Genomic DNA, 20,636 nt, shown 5'->3' on the forward strand with positions numbered 1-20,636 from the left:
TTAATATCGTGTTGACAAATTCTAGTAAAATTATTTTAAACAAAATTTGAGTTAAACGTTTGAATTTATGCACATTTTGGCAAGCAATAAAATCTTAATTTTGCATAGACTTACTGCGGAATGCCGGCTCTATTATCCTTCCCGTATCGTTCTTTCAAAAATATATTTCCAGCACCGGTTCTACCATAATCGGGGCAATCCTCCTCCCAGCACCAGAATTTAGATAAATCCAACTTTTCCTCCATCGCTACACCCAATCATAATTGGAGGCGGTAATATATAAATTATTCAGTCATACAAGCACACGACCCGATCTCTCACACCCATGTGACCTCCACCTCGTCGGTCCGGTACCCCGGCCGGACCCGCGACTCGGCGAGGGAGGTCGTCACCCCCGCCTTCAGCATGACAAGGCCGGTGTATGCGATCATCGAGCCGTTGTCCCCCATGAACCTCATCTCGGGGACGAAGAATCTCGCCCCCCTTTCCTCGCACATTATATTGAGCATCTCGCGGAGGCGGGAGTTGGCGCCGACGCCCCCCACCAGTAGTACTTCTCTCTTCTCGGCGTGGGCAAGCGCCCTCTCGGTCACCTCGACGAGCATGGCGAAGGCCGTCTCCTGGAAGGAGGAGCAGACGTCGGCGAGGTCATGCTTCTTTGCAGCCTGGGCCGCCGCTGTCGAGAGCCCCGAAAAGGAGAGGTCCATCCCCTTGACGACGTAGGGCAGCGGTATGTACTCCTTCGCCGACTTCGCCAGGGCCTCCAATTTGGGGCCTCCGGGGTGGGGAAGGCCCACCTGCCGCGCGAACTTGTCCAGAGCGTTTCCGACGCTTATGTCCAGGGTCTCGCCGAAGATCCGGTACCGCCCGCGCCTCAGGGCCAGGACCTGGGAGTTTCCGCCGCTGACGTATAGGACGACCGGATCGGCGGCGCCGGTCTTCCACTTGCCGACCTCGATGTGGGCGATGCAGTGGTTGACGCCCACCAGGGGAACCCCGAAACGGAGGGAAAGGGCCCGGGCCGCCGTCGCCACCGTCCGCAGGCACGGCCCGAGCCCCGGCCCCATGGAGAAGGCGATGGCATCGATGGCTAAGCCCTCACATCGGGCGGCGTCCAGGACGGCTTTGACGACCGGCGCCATATGCTCGGCGTGGTGCTGGGCCGCCTCCCTCGGGTGGATACCCCCCTTGGCGGGGGCGTAGGTGGCGCTCTCCTCGGCGATGACGTCCTCCTCGTCGACGATGGCGCAGCTGAGGTTCCAGGCCGTCCCCTCCAGCCCCAGGACGATCGTCCTTCCATCCTCTCCTCTATCCAGATTCTCTCCCATCTCTTGACCATCCCCTCAGCTTCACCATCTCTAACACCTAGCTCATCTCCCCATCTCGCCTTCAGGGGGAGAGGCCGATGTCCCGCCGGTACCTGATCCCGTTGAACTTGATCCTTCTTATGTTATCGTAGGCCCTCTCCCTCGCCGCCGCCAGGGAGGCGCCCCGGCCGACGACGGTGAGGACTCGCCCGCCGGTGGTGAAGAGCCTCTCCTCCCCCCTGGCGTCCCTGCCGAAGGCGGTCCCGTTGTGGTAGACTAGGACTTCAGGATCGACCTTATCGAGCCCCCGGATCGGCATGTTGGTGTAGTGGGGGCCGGGGTATCCGGGCCGCTCCTCCGCCGGGCCGCTGGCGGCGGGCTTTACCACCCTCCCGCTGATGGCGCAGACCCCGACGCAGGTATCGGGGGACCATTTGAGCTTCACGGAGTCGAGCTTTCCATCCAGGACCGCCCGGGAGAGGAGGTACATGTCCGTCTCCAGGCGGGGGAGGATCACCTCCGCCTCAGGGTCGCCGAGCCTCACGTTGATCTCCAGGACCTTTGGAACCCTTTCTCCCTCCTCCTCGGTGATCATCAGGCCGAAGTATATCATCCCCCGGTACTCAAAGCCCGTCTCCTCTCGAAACCCCCGAATGGTGGGGACGGCGATCTCCTCCATGATCCGCTCCGAGAGGTCGTCGTCGAGCCAGGGGTGGGGAGAGTAGCCACCCATCCCGCCGGTGTTGGGGTTGTGGTCGAGGGTCGGGTTTCCCGATAGCCTGTTGTAGAGCCGGATCGCCACCTCCTCGCCGGGGCCGAAGGCCCTCTTGTAGTCCATCGCCGACTCCAGGGGAAGGACCGTCCTCCCGTCGGTGACGGCGAAGAACATCAGCTCCTTTCCTTCCAGCCTCTCCTCGATGACGACCCGCCGTCCGGCGTCGCCGAAGAGCCTCGGCTCCACCATGATCCTCTCCACCGCCGAGGCCGCCTCCTCCTCGGATGCGCAGACGATCGACCCCTTTCCGGCGGCAAGGCCGTCGGCCTTCACCACCAGGTTCTTTTCCGGGTTTTCGGCGCTGAAGGCGGCAATGTGCCCCAACGCCTCCTCCGGATCGCTGAAGCTGCGGTGGCGCGGAATGGGGACGCCGATCCTTTTGAGGAAGTCCTTGGCGTCGGCCTTGCTCCCCTCCAGGACCGTCGCCTCCCGTCGCGGACCGACGACGTCGAGCTCCTCCTCGGAGAAGACGTTGACGATCCCGTCGGATAGGTAACCCTCGGGGCCTACGAAGGTCAGATCGATCCTCTCCTTCCTGGCGAAGGAGGCGAGCTCGGGGATCTCCTTGATGGGATCTCCACCGGAGAGGGCGATACTGCACTTCTCCATCATGGAACTACCCGCGTTTCCCGGGGCTACATAGACCCGCTCCACCAGGGGGGACCTCGCGAAGGCATGGGCTATGGCGTTTCCCCTGCCGCCGGCGTCTACTACCAGAACCTTTCCACCAGACATTTGATCTACCGCGCAGTTCCTGGTAGATGCCAATAGATAAGGGTAATTGAGCCCCCTCGGGCCGATGACTATATTAAAGGAGGTCGGTCCATCTGGGACCTTTAGAGGAAACTCCCGCCCCCAAAGTCCTCAAGCCCGCAGGACGGCAACCGCAGAGGAGGGCGAGGAACGGGGTACGTCATCGATATAGATCTCCATCAAGGGGTGTAAGACCAATCATGTACTCAATAGACCAGTTGTTAGAGACGATCCGCGACAAGAACGTCGAGTTTCTCCGGCTGCAGTTCACCGACATCCAGGGGCTGGTGAAGAGCGTCTCGATCCCCGCCACCAGGCTCGGAAAGGCCCTCGACTCGGGGACCGGCTTCGACGGCTCTTCCATCGAGGGGTTCGCCAGAATTCAGGAGTCGGATATGCTCCTTCGGCCGGACATATCCTCCTTCGCCCTCCTCCCCTGGAGGGCGAGAGAGAACAAGAACGTGGCAAGGCTTATCTGCGACGTCTACAAACCGAACGGCCAGCCCTTCGAGGGGGATCCGAGGTTCGTTCTGAAGAGGGCGATGAAGAAGGCCGAGGAGATGGGTTACACCATGAACGTCGGCCCGGAGCTGGAGTTCTTCCTCTTCAAGATGGAGAACGGTAGGGCCACCACCATCCCCCACGACTTCGCCGGCTACTTCGACTTCGGCCCCGTCGACCTCGCCGAGGACATAAGAAGGGAGATCGTCCTCGCCCTGACGGAGATGGGGTTCAAGATCGAGGCCTCCCACCACGAGGTGGCAAAAGGGCAGCACGAGATCGACTTCACCTACGGCGAGGCCCTTCGGACCGCCGACAACGTCGTCACCTTCAAGTACGTCACCAGGACGATCGCCATGAGGAACGGCCTCGCCGCCACCTTCATGCCCAAGCCGGTCTACGGCGCCGCAGGCTCCGGGATGCACGTCAACATATCCCTCTTCAGGGGCGAGGAGAACGCCTTCTTCGACCCTGAAGCGAAGATGCAGCTCTCCGACCTCGCCCGCCATTTCGTTGGAGGGCTTCTGGAGCACGCCCCCGCCATCACCGCCATCACAAACCCCCTGGTCAACTCCTACAAGAGGCTCGTATCGGGGTTTGAGGCCCCCGTATACATAGGATGGTCGGGGCCGAACCGCTCCTCCCTCATCAGGGTCCCCAGCGGCAGGGGCCTGAGCACCAGGCTCGAGTTCCGGTCGCCGGACCCCTCCTGCAGCCCCTACCTGGGATTCGCCGCGATCCTGGCGGCGGGGCTCGACGGCGTCAGAAGGAAGATCGAGCCGGAAGACCCCGTGGACCTGAACATCTACGAGCTCTCTGACGAGGAGCGCGGGCGGCTCGGGATAAGGCTCCTCCCCTCCAACCTCCGGGAGGCTCTCGACTTCCTGGAGGAGGATATGGTCGTCAGGGACGCCCTCGGCGAGCACGTCTACGCCAACTTCAGCAGGCTCGGCTCCCTGGAGTGGGAGATGTACAACCGCCAGGTCCACCCCTGGGAGGTCGAGAGGTACATCAACACCATCTGAGGGAGGGCGAAAAGCGGATCGATATCGACTTCTGGAGGAGCGCCGCCTCCGGAGGCCAACTTCCTCCAGAGCCGAAACGTATTTAACCAGCATCGTATATGGAAAGTCCGGGCCGGTAGCTTAGTCAGGCAGAGCGAAAGGCTCTTAACCTTTAGGTCGGGGGTTCAAATCCCTCTCGGCCCGCTTTGAGGGGCTGTGGCCTAGTCAGGTATGGCGACGGGCTCCAGCGGTATGATTGATGATGAGCAACGGGTCTGCTGAGGCCTCTCGACGGGGAGGCCGTTGATGATCCGTTGGAGCACTGAGAGTTCCGCTCTCGGTATCGGAGAGACCCGTCGATCGTGCGTTCGAATCGCACCAGCCCCACTATTTTTGACGAAGGATGATCTTAAATATCCATATGGGGTATAATCGGCAGGTTGGTGAAGATGTACGAGGATGTCATTACCACATGCTGGTCCATAAGAGAGGTCAACAAGAACCTCCAGGACAGAGAATCGATGGAAAGTTATTCGATCAGCTACCTGAAGAAGGCCTGCATGCACCTCTCCGGGATCCTGGCCGCCGGGGAGGGGCAAGATGAAGAGATAGAGGTCGTCGATAGGGCAGGGAAGGCCACCAGGTTCACGGTGGGAGAGGTGGCGGAGATGCTCAAAGAGACCAAGAAGATCATCGAGTTCAACCTCATCGACCACGTCGACGATTGGGCCAGGTCCAAGGCGAAGAACGGCTGAATGCTTCTATAGGATGATGAAGGCCGATCCTGCTTGAGAGGCCCCGGCCGCCTCAGGACTCATAGGGCTCATCACAGGATCAGGGATCTTTTTTTCTTCATCGGCGGCGCGAGCGAGGGGGCCAAAATGCCCCCCTCCTCTCCCCTGCCGCCTCTTCGGGAAAGTATAAAACGGTTCTCAAGATAGGTCTCCTCGAAGATAATAACCGCTTTTGATGGAGGGGCGTCAGAGCCGTCCCGGCGGGGATGAGATCACAGGTGGGTGAAGGTATTATGGTCAGGGTCGGAGTTCACGTCTCCATAGCGGGGTCTATAGATAGGGCGGTGGACAGGGCAGAAGAGATCGGTTGCGACACCTTCCAGATATTCTCCCGAAACCCCAGGGGCTGGAGTTTCAAGGAGATATCCCAAGAGGCGGCAGAGGAGTTCAAGAGGAAGATACAACGGACAGAGATCGGCCCGGCCGTCGACCATATGCCGTACCTTCCCAACTTCGCGACCCCCAAGGAGGAGGTGTACCAAAAGTCGGTGGAGGCTCTCGCCCTGGAGCTGGAGAGGTGCGATCTCCTGAGGATCCCCTATCTCGTCACCCACCTTGGAAGCCATCTGGACTCCGGCAAGGAGAAGGGGCTTCGAAGGACGGCGGAGGCGATCAAAAAGGCCATATCGGCCACCGAGAATGGGGTGATCCTCCTTTTGGAGACGACCTCCGGCTCCAAAAACAGCGTCGGTGGATCTTTCGAGGATCTGGCGGATATCATGAGGCGGGTCGACAGGGAGGATAGGGTCGCCACGTGTTTCGATACATGCCACGCCTTCGCCGCGGGGTACGAGGTGAGGAGCGAGGAGGGGCTGGAGGAGACCCTCGAAGAGTTCGATGAGGAGGTGGGGCTGGAGAAGATCCTGGTCGTCCACCTCAACGACTCCAAAGGGGTCCGGGGATCGAAGCTCGACCGACACGAACACATCGGCCTCGGGGTTATCGGCGAGGATGGGTTCAGGCAGATCCTCCGCCACCCCGCCATAAGAGGCCGCCCCCTCATCCTTGAGACGCCGGTAGATGACAGGAGGGACGACCGGGGGAACATCGCAAAGGTCCGAGAGCTGGCGGGGGTGGGTTAAGTGGGCCTCCTCGCTCCGACCCTCTGGGGGAACGTCGCCTCCGTCGCGATCCTCGCCGCCTACGGAAGCCTCGTCCTCGCAGCGTTCTGGGACCGGCCTTATATCGCGGCCCTCCTCCTCCTCCCCCCACCCATCCTCCTCTGGGCGAGGGTCGCCGATCCGCGAAGGGGGGCGACGATGGCCCTGGCGGGAGCCGTCATAGGACCGTTGACGGAGATGGCATGCGTTTATGGAGGGCTCTGGACCTACGCCAACACCGGGGGCCTTCCTCTGGTTCCTCCCTGGAACTTTCCGGCCTGGGCCTGCTTCCCCCCCGCAGTCGTGCTCCTGACCAGGGCCCTCCCGGGGACGGAGCATCCCAAAACCTCTCCCAGAATCCTCCTCCTTGCCATGGCAGGGATCGGGGTGGAGATCGCGGTCTTCGTCTCCCTGGGGTCTAACCCGCCTCTTGCTCTGGCGGCGGGAGGGGTCCTGGCCGCCGCCCTCATCGTCGCCATCCCCGGAAGGGCGACCTGGGCGATGATGGGAGCCGGCGCCCTCCTGGGGCCGCTGATCGAGTATCTTCCCATCTCCGCCGGAGGATGGTGGTACGCCGCCCCCGCCGAGGTCTTTGGGATGCCCGCCTTCATGATCCTCGCCTACGCCGTCTTCGGAGGGCTCCTGGGCACCGCCTCTCTGGCGGCGGGGGAGATCCTGGGGAGGGGTCGAAGGATGAAGGTTTCGACCTTCAGCCCCGGTCAGGTGAGGTAGCTCAAGGTCAGGAGAAGGTCGTCCTCGGATATCGGCTTCAACAGATAGGTGACAGCCCCCAGGTCGTAGCTCCTCTGGATATGCTCGGATACGATGGAGCCTGTGAGCATCACCACCGGTATCCCTCGGAACTTGGGACTCCCTTTGAGCCGCTCCAAAAGCTCCATCCCGCTCAGCCTGGGGAGCTTTATGTCCAGAAGCATCAGATCCGGGAGGCCGGCGCCCTCGTCGTGGAGGCCTTCCAGGCATCGGAGGGCCTCCTCAGCGTCGGCGGCCAGAAAGATGTCTCTATCCTGACAGATCCTCCGCAGGAGCCGCCTGGTCAGCTCAGCGTCGTCGGGGTTGTCCTCGACGAGCAAAATTTTTAAATTCTGATATGTTTTATTCACCTACATCTCCGAGGTTTTCAGCTCTTTAATGGCCGTAGACATCGATCCCGGTCTCCGAATAACCACGGGAGATTACCCCTAAAAATACTTTTCCCGCGACATACAGCGGTCCGGCGGTAATGATGAAAAAATCATATAAATATTATTAAAAATCGTACGAAGTCGGATGAAATTAGAGGATCTGAAGCCACCCTCAGAGATCGATGAGCTCTTTCGCGCTACCCCTGGAGAGGAGGGCGACCCTGCTGAGGGGGACGTGGTCTTTCAGGCTGTAGCCGAGGGTCTCGGATAGATCCTTCGCGAAGTCCATCACCTCTTCGTGAGAGGGCATGCAACCCCTTGCGAGCCGGTTTCGGGAGCTTCCCAGGTGCATATACGCCTTCACCTCCACGAAGTCCGGCTCTGCGATCTCGATAAGCTTCGCGTAACCTTGAGGGTCCTTCATGTTGAGGCCCCTGGCGAGGGTGAGCCTCGCCACAGTCCTGGATTGAGAGTCTTTCATCCTCTCCAGGCTCTCCAGAAATCGGCTCCAGAGGTTTGTCGCGGGGTTTGAGACCCTGAGATAGGTCTCCTCATCGGGGGCGTTGAGGCTGATGTACAGCTGGGTGGGACTGACCTCACCGATCGCCTTGGGATTCGTCCCGTTCGTCACCAGGAAGGCGGTCATCCCGCGCCCCTTTATCTCCTCGACGAGCTCTTCGATCATGGGGTAGAGCGTCGGCTCCCCCATGAGGGATATGGCAACGTGGGCCGGCCTCTTCGCCTCTTCCAACCTCGCGGAGTCGGTCGTCTCCGGGGCGCCACCGTAGCCGGAGATGAGCCTCTGCTGCTCTCTAAGGATGCCGTCCAACAGCTCCGAGGGCTCCATCCAGTCGCCTGAGGCGGTGGGCATCTCGTCGATGGGCCTCCAGCAGTGAAGGCATCGGTGGTTGCAGAGGAGGGTCGGGGTCATCTGGACGCACCGGTGGCTTGCGATGCCGTAAAAGTGGTTCTTATAGCACTGGTCGCCTCCACGGATGGACCGCCGAAGCCACAGGCAGGGCTTTACGGCGCCGTGGGCGACGAGGTGGTAGCCCTGTTTTTCAAGCCGTTCTTTTATCGTGGGGGGGAGGTGCTCCATGATGCGGGGCCTGAGGGCGGCGAGGGGTTATATAGTTATTCGAGGGGCTCGTGATAGGCGACCAAAAAAAAGCTTTTTATAATCACAAAGACGGGTGAGATAATTCAGAGGGATCATGGGATGATAAAAATTAATGTCAAGATTTCACCGATCCTCGCCCTTCTGGTCGTTCTCGGGGCCGCGGGGATGGCAGAGGGTGCGGCCACCCTGAGGGTATGCGACTGCAGAGCCTGCGGCTGTCAGTACCTCAGCATTCAGGAGGCTATCGATATGGCGACCCCCGGAGATACCGTCCTGGTCAGGAGCGGATCCTTCATCGGGAACATCAACGTCACAAAGCCGATAATCCTTAAAGGCGAGAAGTGGAAAGGCCGCGATCTTCCCATCATAAACGCCGACGGCAACGGCAGCTGCATCACCGTCAGCGCAGACGGTGTGAGAGTTGAGTCGATCAGGGTCACAGACTCTGGAAACGAGTCAGGGGATGCGGGAATCAGGGTTCTCTCAAACAACGCCACCATCATAAATAACGTCGCCACCGGGAACCGGGGAGCCGGGATCATCCTGGAGGGGTCGAGGAACTCCGAAGTATTCGCCAACGTCGCCGCTGAGAACGCCGTTGGAGTCCTCCTTTATAACTCCGCCGACAACCTCCTCACCAATAACAGGCTCTTCAACAATACGGTGCTCGACGCCTTCGACGACGGCAAAAACCGGTGGGACGACGGCACCGTCGGAAACTACTACGGATCCTTCAACTGCACCGACGAGGACGGCGATGAGATCTGCGATTCCGTCTATGAGATCCCGGGGGGATCGAGCATAGACGCTCAAACAATCGTCGGCTGAAGGATGATTCCAAATTCCATATTTTTTGTCGATCGGAGGAAGGCCGGGGGACGAAGTTGGAGCTCTGAAGGGGTCGGCGCTAAGACGGTGCGCACGAGCTGGCCGGATCGGCCCGAAAGGAGCACCTTTAAATAGTCGTATGTTTTATCTCAGGACAACGAGGAATTGAAATGGTTACTGGCACAGTGAAGTTCTTCAACAGAACAAAACATTTCGGCTTTATAGCTGGGGACGACGGGACTGACTATTTTGTACACTCAAGCGGTCTGAAGCCGGGCGTCTCTATAGATGAAGGAGATAAGGTCAGTTTTGAAGTTGAGACTGGCGACAGAGGCCCCAAAGCAGAAAAGGTGGAGAAGATCCAGTAAGTCCTTATCCCTCTTTGGCATATTTCCCAAAAAAGCGTGTGACCGGACCGGTTCCGGCCTATTTTTTTACTTTGTTTTTATTCCGCTTCATTTCAGGCTGGCGGAAGACGACTTTTTATCCCGCGTCCATCGTCTGGAGATTTGTCATCCTTCTGCCTTCGGCATCCTTCCGAAGGGCTCACCTTTTCAGCCTCCGACGGAGGCGCTTCTTAGTCCAGCGGACCATCTGGCTGACGAACACCGACGGTGACATCCTCTTGCTATCGATCTTCACCCGGCCTCCCCGGATAGATTCGAGGACGTCACCCAGGTCGGAGCCTTCCTCGACGTCCACGACGGTCACCCCAAGCCCCACCGTCCTGGCCATATGGGCGTCGCTTCCCGCCACCATGGGAAGTCCCCGCCTTTCGGCCATCCTCTTAGCCCAGAAGTTCGCGATCCCGAAGACGTACTTGGAGTTGTAGACCTCGACTGCGTCGCAATCGGGTATCCTGTACATGGAGTGTCTGAAGAGGTGGTAGGGGTGGGATACGATGGCGATCCCGCCCCGAACCCTGATGAACTCGATCGTCTCGTCGGCACTCCGCCCGGAGGGAGGAAGCTTTCTCACCCCCAGGGCGAGGAGGTGGCCTTCAGAGGTGGAGACCTCGACTCCCGGTATCACCAAAAGGTCGAGGCCCTCCTCCCGGACGATCCTCTCGGCCTCGAAGTACCCCTCCAGGGTGTCGTGGTCGGTGATGGCGATCCCGTCGAGGCCGCCCTCCAGGGCCGCCTTCAGGATCTCCTCGACCCCGTCCCTGCCGTCGGAGAAGGACGAATGGACGTGAAGGTCGAGGCGGAGGGGGGTTGAACTTCCCTTTCGGGACCGGGCCCCTCCGGACCTCCTGTTGGAGGGCTGATCCCCCTCCTTGGTCCTTGATTTGCCCTTCCCATCCCCCACCAGCTTCAGACCTCCCTCGGGTCGGCGATGACGCCCTCGACGGCAGTCGCAGCCGCCGTCGCCGGAGACGCCAGGTATACGAGGCCGCCTTTTCCCATCCTCCCCGGAAAGTTCCTGTTGGCGGTGGATAGGCAGACCTCCCCCTCGGCGAGGACGCCCATGTGGGCCCCGAGGCAGGGGCCGCATCCCGGCGGCCCGATCATCGCCCCCGCTCCGACGAGGTCCCCGATGATCCCCGAAGATAGGGCCCGGAGGAGGACCCTCCTCGAGGCGGGTATGACTAGGGTCCTCGTCTTCACCCTCTTCCCCTTGAGGATCTCAGCGGCGACCTTCAGATCTTCGTAGCGGCCGTTGGTGCAGGTCCCGATGAAGACTTGGTCGACCTCGGTTCCCGCCACCTCCAGGACGGGCCGGACGTTGTCGACCCTGAAGGGGGCGGCGACGACGGGCTCCAGATCCGAGACGTCAAACTCCATCTCCGAGGCGTAGGATCCCGGGTCTGAATGGACGGGATGGTACGCCTCCTGCGCCCTCCCCCTCAGGAACTCTTCGGTCACCCCGTCCGGGGGTACGATGGCGGCCTTCGCCCCCATCTCGACCCCCATATTCGAGAGGGTCATCCTCCCCGAGATGGATAGCCCCTCCACCGTCTCGCCGACGTACTCCAGGGCCTTGTAGGTGGCGCCATCGGCGCCGATCGCCCCGACGAGCATCAGGGTGAGGTCTTTGGCGAGGACCCTTCTTCCGAGCCGGCCACAGACCCTGATCCCCACCGTCTCTGGGACCTTGAACCAGAGCCTTCCTCTGGAGTAGATCTCCGCCATGTCCGTCGCCCCGACGCCGGTACCGAAGGCGCCGAAGGCACCGTAGGTGCAGGAGTGGGAGTCGGCCCCCACCAGGAGGGTCCCCGGCAGGGCGAACCCCTCCTCGGGGAAGACCTGGTGGCAGATCCCTTCGCCGCCCTCAAAGAAGTGGACGATCCCCTGATCGATAGCCCAGTTCCTGACCATCTTTTGCAGGTCCGCAGAGACGCTGCTGTTGGCGGGGACGATGTGGTCGAAGGGGATGACGATCCTCTCAGGGTCGAAGACCCGCTCCGACCCCATCTCGCCAAAGGCCTTGATGGCAAGGACGCTGGTGCCGTCGTGGGACATGGCATAATCCACCTCCGCATCGACGATCTCTCCCGCCTCGGCCCGGTGGCCGCAGGCCCTGCTGAATATCTTCTCGCTGATGGTTGCCACGGTCAGATCCTCCATAAAAGAGGGGCCGGCCGGAGGGGCCGGCCCAATATTCGCCACCGAGGGAGCCTCACGGAAACTCCGGGAGCATGAAGGCGATGTCGTCCTGGGGGTGGCGGTAGAGCCTCGAGTCGAGCCTCTTCTGGTCGAGGATGTGGCCTATGATCCCTATGGACCTCCCCAGGGCGAAGAGGCCGTTGAGGTAGCCGTACTTTATGACGTCGTCGATATCCCTCTCGTCGAAGACCTCACAGGAGCTCATCAGGTCGATGAAGAGGACCCCTATGCAGCCGTCGACGTTGAGGATGAGGTTTCCCTTCTTGGCGGTGGTGATCTCCTGGACGGAGAGAGCGTAGTCGAGCAGATCGGTCCTCTCGAAGTTCTCCCTCGCGTAGCCTATGAGCAGCTCCACCCTCTTGTCGGGGTTTTTGACGCTCTTGATCCTGTGGCCGATCCCGGGGATGTTGATCCCCGCCGTCTTCATCTCCTTTACGAACTCTTCGGGGGAGAGCCCCGAGTCCCTCGCCCTCTTGAACTCGTGGGCGGCGTCGTCGATCGCCCCACCGAACCGGGGCCCGATGGTAAGCAGGCCGCTGGCAAGAGAGGTGATGAGGTCCTTTCCGGCGCAGGAGGCTACGATGGCGTTGTGGGCTGCCGAGACGGCGGGGCCGTGGTCGGCGACGATCTGGAGGACGAGCTCTATGAACTCGGCAGCCCACGGGGGGATCTCCTTCTTGAACCAGAGGAGGCCGATGACCCCCCCGATCCCCATACCGTCGTCCAGGACCCGGCTCAAGGGCTTTCCTCCGTAGAGGACCTCGTCGCCCCGGTCGTCGGAGATGGTGCAGATGAGGTTTGTGGACTTTCGAACGATCCCCTCAGAGACGGCCTTGGCGTAGTCCATGGGGATCGTCGGGATCTCGGGCTCCTCCACCTTCCGGACCTTCCCCTCGGCGAGGAGCCTCTCGTAGACCCGTCTGATCTCGTCCCCGTAGCCGTCGAAGGAGTCGGGGACGATGGCCCCCGCCTCTTTCAGCGCCCGGTTCTTGGCGTCGGCGGTCTCGAGGTCTGTCTGGGCCTTGGCCCCGGCGTGGCCGAACTGGACAGAACCGGGGAGGACCTTGGAGCAGGTCCCCGTGACCCAGATCACCAGGGGCTTTCTGATCCTCCCTTCCTTGAGGGCCTCGACGATCCTGTACTCGTCGGCACCTCCCACCTCGCCCAGGGAGGCTATGATGGCGACGTCGGGGTTCGCCTCGAACCGGAGGATGTGGTCGAGGAGGTCGGATCCCGGATACCTGTCTCCGCCGACGGCGATCCCCTCCACCGCACCGCTGGAGTTTCGCGCTATGATGTTGAAGGCCTCGTTGAGCATACCCCCGGACTTGGAGACGAAGCCGACGCAACCGGGGCGGTGGAGCTTCGACTCGATGATGTTCTCGATGGTGCCTGCGGTATTTCCGATCCTGAAGGCTCCAGCGGCAAGCCCCCCGACGGTGGCGGGGCCGATGATCGTCTTCTTCATCTTCTCTGCAGTCGCTGCCATCACCCTGGCCATCCTCTCGGGGACGCCTTCGGCGATGATCGCCACCGTCTTTATCCCCGGAGAGGCGAGGGCCTCCATGCTGGTGTCGAAGGCGGACCTGAAGGAGGCGAAGTTTACCATCACATCCACCGATGGGTGGGCGGCCATCGCCTCGGGGATCGTCCTGTACATGGGTAGGAGGATCTCCTCGGTCCCCCAGAATACCTTGTGGACGCCGGCCCGGTTGGGGTTGATGATGGCGGCGACGCTGGGGACTGACCTTCTGCAGAGATAATCGAAGTCGAGCATCCTCTGGATGGCGTTGGTCTGGAAGCCGTAGACGAAGGCCCGGGTGTTCCTGTCGAAGAGCTGGTAGTCCTTCATGGTCATCACTCTCCTCCTCCCAGGGCCATCGATACTATCCGCGTCATGTGGGTCTCGGGGCCGTAGACGTGGATCGGGACCCCCAGCCGCTCGCCGAGCTGTCGCATTATGCGAAGCCCCTCCTCATAGTGGGGCCCGCCCCTGCGAACGTAGATCTCGACGCCCGTATCCCGCAGCCGGTCCCGGTAATCTTCGAGGCCCATGACGACCCCCTTGAAGGTCTTGGCGACGTCGGTGAAGTTGGCGATCCCGCCGCCTATGAGGAGGTACTTAGGCCTCCCTTCCGGGTCTTTCTCCCTGGTCATCAGCTCCAGGATCGTCTTGGTGTAATCGTAGGTGTCCATGGTCGAGGGGTCGCCGCTGTACTCGCCGTAGTTGGCGAGCTCTCCGGCGAAGCCGAGGTCGCAGATGGTGTCGGCGTAGATGACGGAGGCGCCGCCTCCGGCCACCATCGTCCAGACCCTACCCCTGGGGTTCAAGATCGTCAGCTTGAGGGAGGCTCCCGTCCGGGAGTCGATCTCCTTTATCCAGGCCTCCTCCTTGGTCAGCGCCCGGCCGAAGGGCTCGGGAAACTCGAGGCCTCGCCAGGTCTTCCTCTGCCAGAAGGCTTCGGCGTCGTCGAGCCTCGCCACCAGGTCGAGGGGTACGACCCTGCCGCCGGCGAAGACGAAGGGGTTGATCTCGAGGTAGGAGAAGCCCAGGTCTCTATAGAGCCGGTATAGTCCCCGGACGAAGGCCGCCGTCGGCTGCAGGCGGTCGGCGAGGCCCGCCGGAAGCTTTGATCCGAGGTCGAGCTCCTCGGGCCTAGCCAGGACGTCGACGGGGATCTCGGTGACGGTGTCCCAGTTCGCCTCGATCTCGACCCCGCCCCGGAGGGAGAAGTAGATCACGTCTTTATCCCTCTCGGACTTTATGGCGACGTAGAGCTCCTCCTCCGGCCTGTGGGGGACGAAGGGTTCGATGAGGAAGGTATCCAGGGTCCCGACGATCGTCCCCACCAGAACCTCGCGCCCCATATTATCCTGGATGTACCTTTTGGCCTTGTCCCAGGAGGCGTCGAGGAGGATGAGGCCGTGGGCCCCTCTCTTGCCGAAGAGCTGGTCGGGTTTGACCACCAGCCTTTTCTTCTTGACCCAGGGGTTATCGACCGCCACCACCTCCAGGTCTGTATCCCGAGTTATAAGTGCTATCTCACCGTCGTAATCGAAATCATCGATATAATCGGGAAGCCTCTCCGCCAGGATCCTCTTGGCGTCGTATTCCCTGATCCCTCTCTGTGCCATCTTTATAACCTCCTCCCCCTGGTGAGGGCCCTTTTTGTTTACAAATCTTTCTACGAAAAGGGGGCCGAATTGTGCCCGGAAAGGCTGAAATACCGTCCTGCTCCATTGACGGGCGATGCCGATAGCCAAGCTCCCGACGGAGACGATCACCCCCGCAGAGGAGGTCCTGGCCCGCCTCGATCTGCTTTACATGGCCTGCCCGAATTGCCCTGCGGAGCCCGGCCTCGATAAGGCCGCGAGCTTCGCGGACTTGTCCACGAGGCTCGCCGCGATGGAAGGAGGCCGGAAACGGTGTTCCGCCTGCGGAAGGGCGCCCCTGGACCTCGTCATGGTGGAGGCGATGGAGGTCCTCGTCCGCCACCGGCTCCGCAAGGGGTCCGACTCCTTGCGGACCGTAGGCTGGCCCCTGGTGGAGGTGGGCTACCCCCTCGCCTACCCGCCGAGGCTGGGGCCGGAGGAGCTGATCATCGTCGGCGAGCGCCTGACGAAGGAGGCCGCCGCTGAAATAATCGCCAGAGTCCCGGAGATAAAGGGCGTCATCCGGGGCGGGGGCGTCCCCGGCGTATCGGACCTCCAGGCCGGTCCCCACCGGTGGGAGCTTCTGGCGGGCTCGGACCTGCGCTGCGACGTCGTATCCTCCCTCATGGGCGATCTCGTCATCTACAAGCACCAGTCGAAGATACATGTCGAGTTTCCCAGACAGAGCGCGCCGAAGATGAAGATCCTGGAGGAGCTATACTTCCGGGGTAAATTGACCACAATCGCCGACGTTCTCTGCGGCCCCGGGACCCTCGGCCTCGTGGCCGCCCTCGGCGGGGCGGAGCGGGTCTTCATGAACGATGCGTGGCTCCCGGCGGTGGAGGACGCGATCCTCAACCTGGAGGCGAACCGGTCGATCCTGGGGATAAAGAAGATCGAACGGCACAAGCTGCCAGCGGGCGAGGTCGGCGGAGATCCGGTCCTGGCGGCGGAGGCCTGGTCCGACAAATGCAAAATCGAGGTCTACTTCGGCGACGCCGAGAGGCTATTTTCGCGGGCCGAGCCGACGGATCTCTGCTTGATCGACCCCTTCCCGGGGATGAAGTTCGACCGGATCGCCGAGGCGTGCGGGGTGTGCGGGGAGATTGTGGTGGTGTAGGAGATTATCGTCGGAGGGATTCCAGGTTCTCTCGTGCCTTTATCGTATCGGGATGGTCTTCGCCCAAAAAATGCAGGAATACCTCAAGAGCGCGATCGAAGTGCTCTTTGGCGCCAGCAAGATCGCCCATGTCATTCAGGACCGTTCCGATGTTATTGATGTTCCTGGCGACGTTGGGATGGTCGGGGCCGAAGGCCTTCTCGCTGATCCTTAGGGCGCGCTCGTGACGCTCTTTTGCTCCTTCCAGGTCTCCCATGGCCCGCAGGACTACCCCGAGGTTGTTAACATCAATGGCCAAATCTGGATGGTCAGCGCCAAGGACCTTCTCGTCGATCTCCAGAGCCTGCTCGATACGCTCTTTGGCGCCAGCAAGATCGCCCATGTCATTCAGGACCAAGCCGAGGTTGTTGTTTCGGGTGGCCACGTTGGGGTGATCGGGGCCGCAGGCCTTCTCATCGATCTCTAGAGCCCTCTCGATATGCTCTTTGGCACCCTTGAGGTCGCCCATGTCTTTGAGGACTAAGCCTAGGTTGTTGACTCGGATGGCCACGTTGGGATGGTCGGGGCCGAGGACCTTCTCGTCGATCTTCAGGGCCCGCTCGAAACACACTTTGGCTCCCTTCAATTCGCCCATCTCATGCAGGACTCGGCCGAGATTGTTCAACTTGATGGCTACGTTGGGATGTTTTGGTCCGTAGGCCTTTTCGTCGATCTCCAGGGCTCGCTCGTGATGCTTTTTGGCGACTTTGTAATCAGCAATGGATCTCAAATAATAGCCCAGCTCGTTCCACAAGTTACCTGCGATCTTAAGCTCTGCGTCTTGCGCAGCCTGGGCAACGGACCCTAGGTGCTCACGCAGGGGCTCCAACTCTCTAGGCAGGGCGGTCTTGTTGGCTCGAGAGGCTAACACAAATAGCGCCTCAGACAGACCAGGCAGGGCGCTCTCGCATGCGTCCTGGTCCTGTATGCGGGCGAACTCGGCCAGGAGAGGATGTATTACAATTGAACCGCCCTCTGCGGCCGTGATTAGCCCCAGCCCGCGGAGCCGGTTCAGGGCGTGATCCAGATTTTGTCGCTGAGACGTATCCTCGGCACACACCGTCTTTGCCAGCAGCTCCCAGGGGATGGGGGTGTTGGGCGCACAATAGCCGCACGCTCTGAAGATCCGTCCCGCCAGCTCGTCGGTTGCGCCGTCAGTTAACTGGTTCCAGCTCAGGGCGAAGGTGTAGACCAAACTGGTGGAGTGCTTTGTGGGGTTGTGTTTGACCCAGTCGCTGAAAGCCGGATGCTCCAGAAGAGACCGGCCAGCTTCATCCAGCTCCATCAGGTATTCTTTTGGAGAGAGGGTGGGCCGACTTCGGAGGTAGTTTCCGGCAAGATCCAAGGCCAGAGGTAGGTCGCCGAGCCGGTCAGCTACCAGGTCCAGTTCTTCGTCAGTGACATCTTTCAGCCTATCGGCCAATTTGCGGAGCAGCTCCAGGCTCTCAGATCGAGGCAGGACGCCGAGGGGATGATGTTCGATATCAAGACCGGGTGGCCAGTCCGAGCTTCGTGAAGTGAAGAGGAGGCGGGCCTTGGGCAGCCTCGGCTGCCAGTCTTGGACCAAGGCAGGATCTTCGACGTTATCGAAGATCACAAGCCTCGGACCGGCTTCTTTCCAGGCTTGCAGAGTGATGTTTGTGCGCTCTTCCAGTTCATTCGGCCAGGGCGAAATACTCATCTCTTGTCCGCAGGCTGCGACCTCGGCTGCGATGTCGTGGTCGGCCTGAATCCAGTGGACGCCGTGGAAAAACCGGCCGTACAGATAACAGAACTCGATCGCCAGCTGGGTCTTGCCGACGCCGCCAAGGCCGGTGGCGAAGGCGGCGGTCTGGGTGATCGTCACGCCCTTCGATTCGGATCGGAAGAGAGAGCGGGCGAGCTCCAGGAGGTCCTCCACACGACCAGTGAAGACTTTATTTGGTGAAAAGGGGACGCAGGAGCCTGGCGGGAGGTCTCCGCGAGGTGGGAGTTCGTCGAGTCGGGGCGGTTCTGGGGGCTGATAGCTCTTATTGAGCAACTCCAGGGCTTCACGGCTGAGGTTGATGTTTGTCTCGTGATAATCGCGCCCAGCGCTTCTAGCTGTTTCGCCACAAACTACGTTGATCTGGTCGGCCAACTTTGGTTGCCGTGTCGAAGAAGCTTCTTCCTTTTTCCAGAATTTGGCCAGAACAAAATTCATAGCGCGTGAAATACCGTTGAAAAAATGCTCGACGATCCAGGCGATCACGGCTGCTAAAATAAGCGGGCCGATGGTGTACCAGTAGTTTTTCCATGGGTTTTCGTCGGGGTTTTCAGAAGCCAACGCTTGATCTGTGCCGTTCTCGCCTCCCTCCACCTGGCCCAGCGCGGTTGCTGCCATCGACAGCATCAGCAGCGCCAGGACGGCGAAAGGCTTCGATCTCGTCGGGGACTCCTCCGATGATTCAGTTCAATCTCAATCTACAAAAAGCTTGGGCGAGTTCCTCGGACTTCCGATTGCCCCGCCCACCAACGCCGCCGAGGGCGAGCCGGATCGTAACGAACGATGCCTGGCTCCTGCGGAGGAGGACGCCATCCTCAAACTGGAGGCGAACCGGTCAATCCTGGGGATTGAGAAGAATAGAGCTGCTGGGGGAAAATAAATTAAGCTGATAGTCCCGATGTTTCACGGGATGTAGAAATGAGTTCTTGCATAAGCATAACGAGGATCGGTGTCTTAAAGTGCGCTGCAGCGCTGGTGGTCTTCTCAATTCTTTTAATTCCTGCCTACGTTGCAGACGACGCCGGCCAGACGGATTCCGAATCGGGAAAAGACTTGCACGTCGCGGCAACGATCAAAGGCACTGGCTGGAAGAATGCCGGGATAATTAATATGCCACAGAGCGGAAGCCCCAACTCCTCCAGCGGGGGAGGGGCGGGTGAGAGCCTCTCGACCTCAGCCAGCAGCCGCAACTATTCGTCGTCGAGAACTTTCGGCGAGGGAGAAGTATTGGAGAAACGTTGGATGGTCGGGACGGGAAAGGGAACCAAAGGCTATTCGGTCCTGGAAACGGGAGACGGCGGTTATATCGTCCTTGGAGACATCTACGAGAACAAAGCCCACGGACCGGTGATAGAGTCCAGGGATATCCTGCTTTTGAAGACCGATTCCAACGGGAGCGAGGAGTGGAACAGGACCTTTGGGGGAGATAACATGGATTATGGGTCCTCGATTCAAAAGACAAAAGACGGAGGCTACATAATCGCCGGGCTCACAAGATCATACGGGATCTACGAGCCTGACGACCGACTTCCTGACATCTGGCTTTTAAGAACCGATTCAAACGGAACCGAGCTTTGGAACAGAACCTTCGGCGTCAGATCCTTCGGTGGCCCCGAATTCGACGCTGGACTCTTCGCCCGAGAAATGATGGATGGTGGCTACGCCGTCGCCGGGAACAAATATAGACCTGACGACGACGGGCTGGACTCCTGGATCATAAAAACCGACTCGCGTGGGGTCGAAGAATGGGATAGAACCATCGGAGACAGAGTCCGAGGGATATTAGTCTCGGCTCTGGTGACCGACGAGGGCGAATACCTCCTTCTCATCAACGAAAGACCCCTCGTTGACGATTCCTCCTTAAAAAGAGTCCTGCTGATCAAGACCAATCAGGAAGGAAACGATATCTGGACCACAGAATTAGAGGGAACAGGCGGCCAGTCCGGCCAAATCCTCAGGGCGAGCGAAGATGGCAGCTACACCGCTGGAGGCTACGTCAGAGGTTTTAGTTCTCCCTGGTTGGCAAAGACGGACTCCGAAGGAAACACGGTCTGGAAATGGGATCTGAACAGCCTCTTCAACCTGGACCCCGACCAGACGGTCTTCATATCAAAAGACGGGCTCAGCAGAGGCGTCGCCACTCCGAAGTGGAATCTCTCCTACATGCTGTACGATTTCCAGGCGACGAGGGATGGAGGCTACATAATCCTCAGCAGAAACCCAGCCAAAGAGGTCTGTTTGGCGAAATTGAGTCCCGACGGGGTCATGGTGTGGAAAAACACCTACAGCAAATCCGATATAAACTTGGGAAACTCGGTTATGGAAACCAGTGACGGAGGCTACATCATCACTGGATCCCGGGCTGGATCCCGGGCCCAAGACCTCTGCCTCATGAAGACCGATTCAGAAGGGGTACTGGAGTGGAACAGGATATTCCTCAGCGTTCCAGGCGGTCTTGAAGTCGAGACCTAAAACCGGACCTGCCGATGATGCTAGCCGCGAAGAATTCCGCCAGTCTCTAATATGACCGGCTGGGTTTCACCTTCCACTTTTTTTGGCGATAGATCAACGATAGCTCGCCCGGAGTTCGGCGAATAGCCCCACGCCCCCATTGCCGGGGAAGGGAGGGCCGCGCCACCAGGGGGGCCGA

The 20,636-nt window shown here is 60.3% G+C and carries 19 protein-coding genes and 2 tRNA genes; 11 read left to right on the forward strand and 10 right to left on the reverse strand.

Features of this window, described 5'->3' with window-relative positions:
- Window positions 1–110: 110 nt before the first annotated feature.
- The 3 genes from P0O24_RS09415 to purD all read right to left on the reverse strand — a co-directional run bounded on the left by P0O24_RS09415 (window position 111) and on the right by purD (window position 2,817).
- Window positions 111–245, reverse strand: coding sequence for a hypothetical protein (locus P0O24_RS09415; RefSeq protein ID WP_316969501.1), 135 nt, complete (start codon window positions 243–245; stop codon window positions 111–113).
- Window positions 246–317: 72 nt separating this feature from the next.
- Window positions 318–1,328, reverse strand: coding sequence for a bifunctional N(6)-L-threonylcarbamoyladenine synthase/serine/threonine protein kinase (locus P0O24_RS09420; protein ID WP_316969502.1), 1,011 nt, complete (start codon window positions 1,326–1,328; stop codon window positions 318–320).
- A gap of 61 nt (window positions 1,329–1,389) precedes the next feature.
- A complete protein-coding gene (purD, locus tag P0O24_RS09425) occupies window positions 1,390–2,817 on the reverse strand; it encodes a phosphoribosylamine--glycine ligase (protein ID WP_316969503.1) in 1,428 nt (475 codons plus the stop codon).
- 218 nt (window positions 2,818–3,035) lie between these two features.
- Between purD and glnA the strand changes: the two genes are divergently transcribed.
- From glnA to P0O24_RS09455, 6 genes are all read left to right on the forward strand, one after another.
- Entirely contained in the window at window positions 3,036–4,361 is a 1,326-nt protein-coding gene (glnA, locus tag P0O24_RS09430) for a type I glutamate--ammonia ligase (RefSeq protein WP_316969504.1), read from the forward strand.
- A gap of 109 nt (window positions 4,362–4,470) precedes the next feature.
- Window positions 4,471–4,544, forward strand: a tRNA-Lys gene (locus tag P0O24_RS09435).
- Between the two features lie 6 nt (window positions 4,545–4,550).
- Window positions 4,551–4,727 (forward strand) — tRNA-Trp (locus tag P0O24_RS09440).
- A 62-nt stretch (window positions 4,728–4,789) separates the two neighbouring features.
- Entirely contained in the window at window positions 4,790–5,095 is a 306-nt protein-coding gene (locus P0O24_RS09445; protein ID WP_316969505.1) for a hypothetical protein, read from the forward strand.
- Between the two features lie 272 nt (window positions 5,096–5,367).
- Entirely contained in the window at window positions 5,368–6,216 is an 849-nt protein-coding gene (locus tag P0O24_RS09450) for a deoxyribonuclease IV (RefSeq protein ID WP_316969506.1), read from the forward strand.
- A complete protein-coding gene (locus tag P0O24_RS09455) occupies window positions 6,217–6,966 on the forward strand; it encodes a hypothetical protein (protein ID WP_316969507.1) in 750 nt (249 codons plus the stop codon).
- On the opposite strand, the gene P0O24_RS09460 is transcribed toward P0O24_RS09455, so the two are convergent.
- Together P0O24_RS09460 and twy1 are read right to left on the reverse strand one after the other, a co-directional pair.
- Window positions 6,954–7,325, reverse strand: a complete 372-nt coding sequence (locus tag P0O24_RS09460; RefSeq protein ID WP_316969508.1) for a response regulator — start codon at window positions 7,323–7,325, stop codon at window positions 6,954–6,956. The genes P0O24_RS09455 and P0O24_RS09460 overlap by 13 nt on opposite strands.
- Window positions 7,326–7,548: 223 nt before the next feature.
- The gene (gene twy1 / locus P0O24_RS09465; protein WP_316969509.1) at window positions 7,549–8,475 is read right to left on the reverse strand and encodes a 4-demethylwyosine synthase TYW1; all 927 of its coding nucleotides are present in this window, start codon (window positions 8,473–8,475) and stop codon (window positions 7,549–7,551) included.
- 120 nt (window positions 8,476–8,595) lie between these two features.
- On the opposite strand from twy1, the gene P0O24_RS09470 reads away from it, so the two are divergent.
- Entirely contained in the window at window positions 8,596–9,324 is a 729-nt protein-coding gene (locus P0O24_RS09470) for a right-handed parallel beta-helix repeat-containing protein (RefSeq protein WP_316969510.1), read from the forward strand.
- Between the two features lie 170 nt (window positions 9,325–9,494).
- On the forward strand, window positions 9,495–9,692 hold the full coding sequence (locus P0O24_RS09475; RefSeq protein WP_316969511.1) for a cold-shock protein: 198 nt from the start codon (window positions 9,495–9,497) through the stop codon (window positions 9,690–9,692).
- Between the two features lie 178 nt (window positions 9,693–9,870).
- On the opposite strand, the gene P0O24_RS09480 is transcribed toward P0O24_RS09475, so the two are convergent.
- From P0O24_RS09480 to P0O24_RS09495, 4 genes are all read right to left on the reverse strand, one after another.
- Window positions 9,871–10,632, reverse strand: a complete 762-nt coding sequence (locus tag P0O24_RS09480; RefSeq protein WP_316969512.1) for a PHP domain-containing protein — start codon at window positions 10,630–10,632, stop codon at window positions 9,871–9,873.
- Window positions 10,633–10,637: 5 nt separating this feature from the next.
- Window positions 10,638–11,876, reverse strand: a complete 1,239-nt coding sequence (locus tag P0O24_RS09485; protein WP_316969513.1) for a 3-isopropylmalate dehydratase large subunit — start codon at window positions 11,874–11,876, stop codon at window positions 10,638–10,640.
- A gap of 67 nt (window positions 11,877–11,943) precedes the next feature.
- Window positions 11,944–13,788, reverse strand: coding sequence for a citrate/2-methylcitrate synthase (locus tag P0O24_RS09490; protein ID WP_316969514.1), 1,845 nt, complete (start codon window positions 13,786–13,788; stop codon window positions 11,944–11,946).
- Window positions 13,788–15,065, reverse strand: coding sequence for an ATP citrate lyase citrate-binding domain-containing protein (locus tag P0O24_RS09495; RefSeq protein WP_316969515.1), 1,278 nt, complete (start codon window positions 15,063–15,065; stop codon window positions 13,788–13,790). Before P0O24_RS09495 ends, P0O24_RS09490 begins: the two co-directional genes overlap by 1 nt.
- 115 nt (window positions 15,066–15,180) lie before the next feature.
- On the opposite strand from P0O24_RS09495, the gene P0O24_RS09500 reads away from it, so the two are divergent.
- Window positions 15,181–16,203 (forward strand): class I SAM-dependent methyltransferase, encoded by a 1,023-nt coding sequence (locus P0O24_RS09500; protein ID WP_316969516.1) that lies wholly within the window; start codon window positions 15,181–15,183, stop codon window positions 16,201–16,203.
- Window positions 16,204–16,207: 4 nt separating this feature from the next.
- On the opposite strand, the gene P0O24_RS09505 is transcribed toward P0O24_RS09500, so the two are convergent.
- Window positions 16,208–18,604 carry a tetratricopeptide repeat protein gene (locus tag P0O24_RS09505; protein WP_316969517.1) on the reverse strand — a complete coding sequence of 799 codons (2,397 nt, stop codon included), beginning with the start codon at window positions 18,602–18,604 and terminating at the stop codon, window positions 16,208–16,210.
- Between the two features lie 91 nt (window positions 18,605–18,695).
- Between P0O24_RS09505 and P0O24_RS09510 the strand changes: the two genes are divergently transcribed.
- Both P0O24_RS09510 and P0O24_RS09515 read left to right on the forward strand, forming a co-directional pair.
- Entirely contained in the window at window positions 18,696–18,866 is a 171-nt protein-coding gene (locus P0O24_RS09510; protein WP_316969518.1) for a hypothetical protein, read from the forward strand.
- A 38-nt stretch (window positions 18,867–18,904) separates the two neighbouring features.
- Entirely contained in the window at window positions 18,905–20,458 is a 1,554-nt protein-coding gene (locus P0O24_RS09515) for a hypothetical protein (RefSeq protein WP_316969519.1), read from the forward strand.
- Window positions 20,459–20,636 lie beyond the last annotated feature (178 nt).

The sequence above is a fragment of the Candidatus Methanocrinis alkalitolerans genome, from assembly GCF_029167205.1.
Lineage (GTDB): Archaea > Halobacteriota > Methanosarcinia > Methanotrichales > Methanotrichaceae > Methanocrinis > Methanocrinis alkalitolerans.

Coding starts and splice junctions, on each gene's coding strand:
- P0O24_RS09470 (WP_316969510.1), top strand. CDS start 8,596: ATGATAAAAATTAATGTCAAGATTTCACCGATCCTCGCCCTTCTGGTC.
- glnA (WP_316969504.1), top strand. CDS start 3,036: ATGTACTCAATAGACCAGTTGTTAGAGACGATCCGCGACAAGAACGTC.
- P0O24_RS09500 (WP_316969516.1), top strand. CDS start 15,181: ATGCCGATAGCCAAGCTCCCGACGGAGACGATCACCCCCGCAGAGGAG.
- purD (WP_316969503.1), bottom strand. CDS start 2,817: ATGTCTGGTGGAAAGGTTCTGGTAGTAGACGCCGGCGGCAGGGGAAAC.
- P0O24_RS09495 (WP_316969515.1), bottom strand. CDS start 15,065: ATGGCACAGAGAGGGATCAGGGAATACGACGCCAAGAGGATCCTGGCG.
- P0O24_RS09415 (WP_316969501.1), bottom strand. CDS start 245: ATGGAGGAAAAGTTGGATTTATCTAAATTCTGGTGCTGGGAGGAGGAT.
- P0O24_RS09420 (WP_316969502.1), bottom strand. CDS start 1,328: ATGGGAGAGAATCTGGATAGAGGAGAGGATGGAAGGACGATCGTCCTG.
- P0O24_RS09445 (WP_316969505.1), top strand. CDS start 4,790: ATGTACGAGGATGTCATTACCACATGCTGGTCCATAAGAGAGGTCAAC.
- P0O24_RS09515 (WP_316969519.1), top strand. CDS start 18,905: ATGAGTTCTTGCATAAGCATAACGAGGATCGGTGTCTTAAAGTGCGCT.
- P0O24_RS09490 (WP_316969514.1), bottom strand. CDS start 13,788: ATGACCATGAAGGACTACCAGCTCTTCGACAGGAACACCCGGGCCTTC.
- P0O24_RS09505 (WP_316969517.1), bottom strand. CDS start 18,604: ATGGCAGCAACCGCGCTGGGCCAGGTGGAGGGAGGCGAGAACGGCACA.
- P0O24_RS09475 (WP_316969511.1), top strand. CDS start 9,495: ATGGTTACTGGCACAGTGAAGTTCTTCAACAGAACAAAACATTTCGGC.
- P0O24_RS09450 (WP_316969506.1), top strand. CDS start 5,368: ATGGTCAGGGTCGGAGTTCACGTCTCCATAGCGGGGTCTATAGATAGG.
- twy1 (WP_316969509.1), bottom strand. CDS start 8,475: ATGGAGCACCTCCCCCCCACGATAAAAGAACGGCTTGAAAAACAGGGC.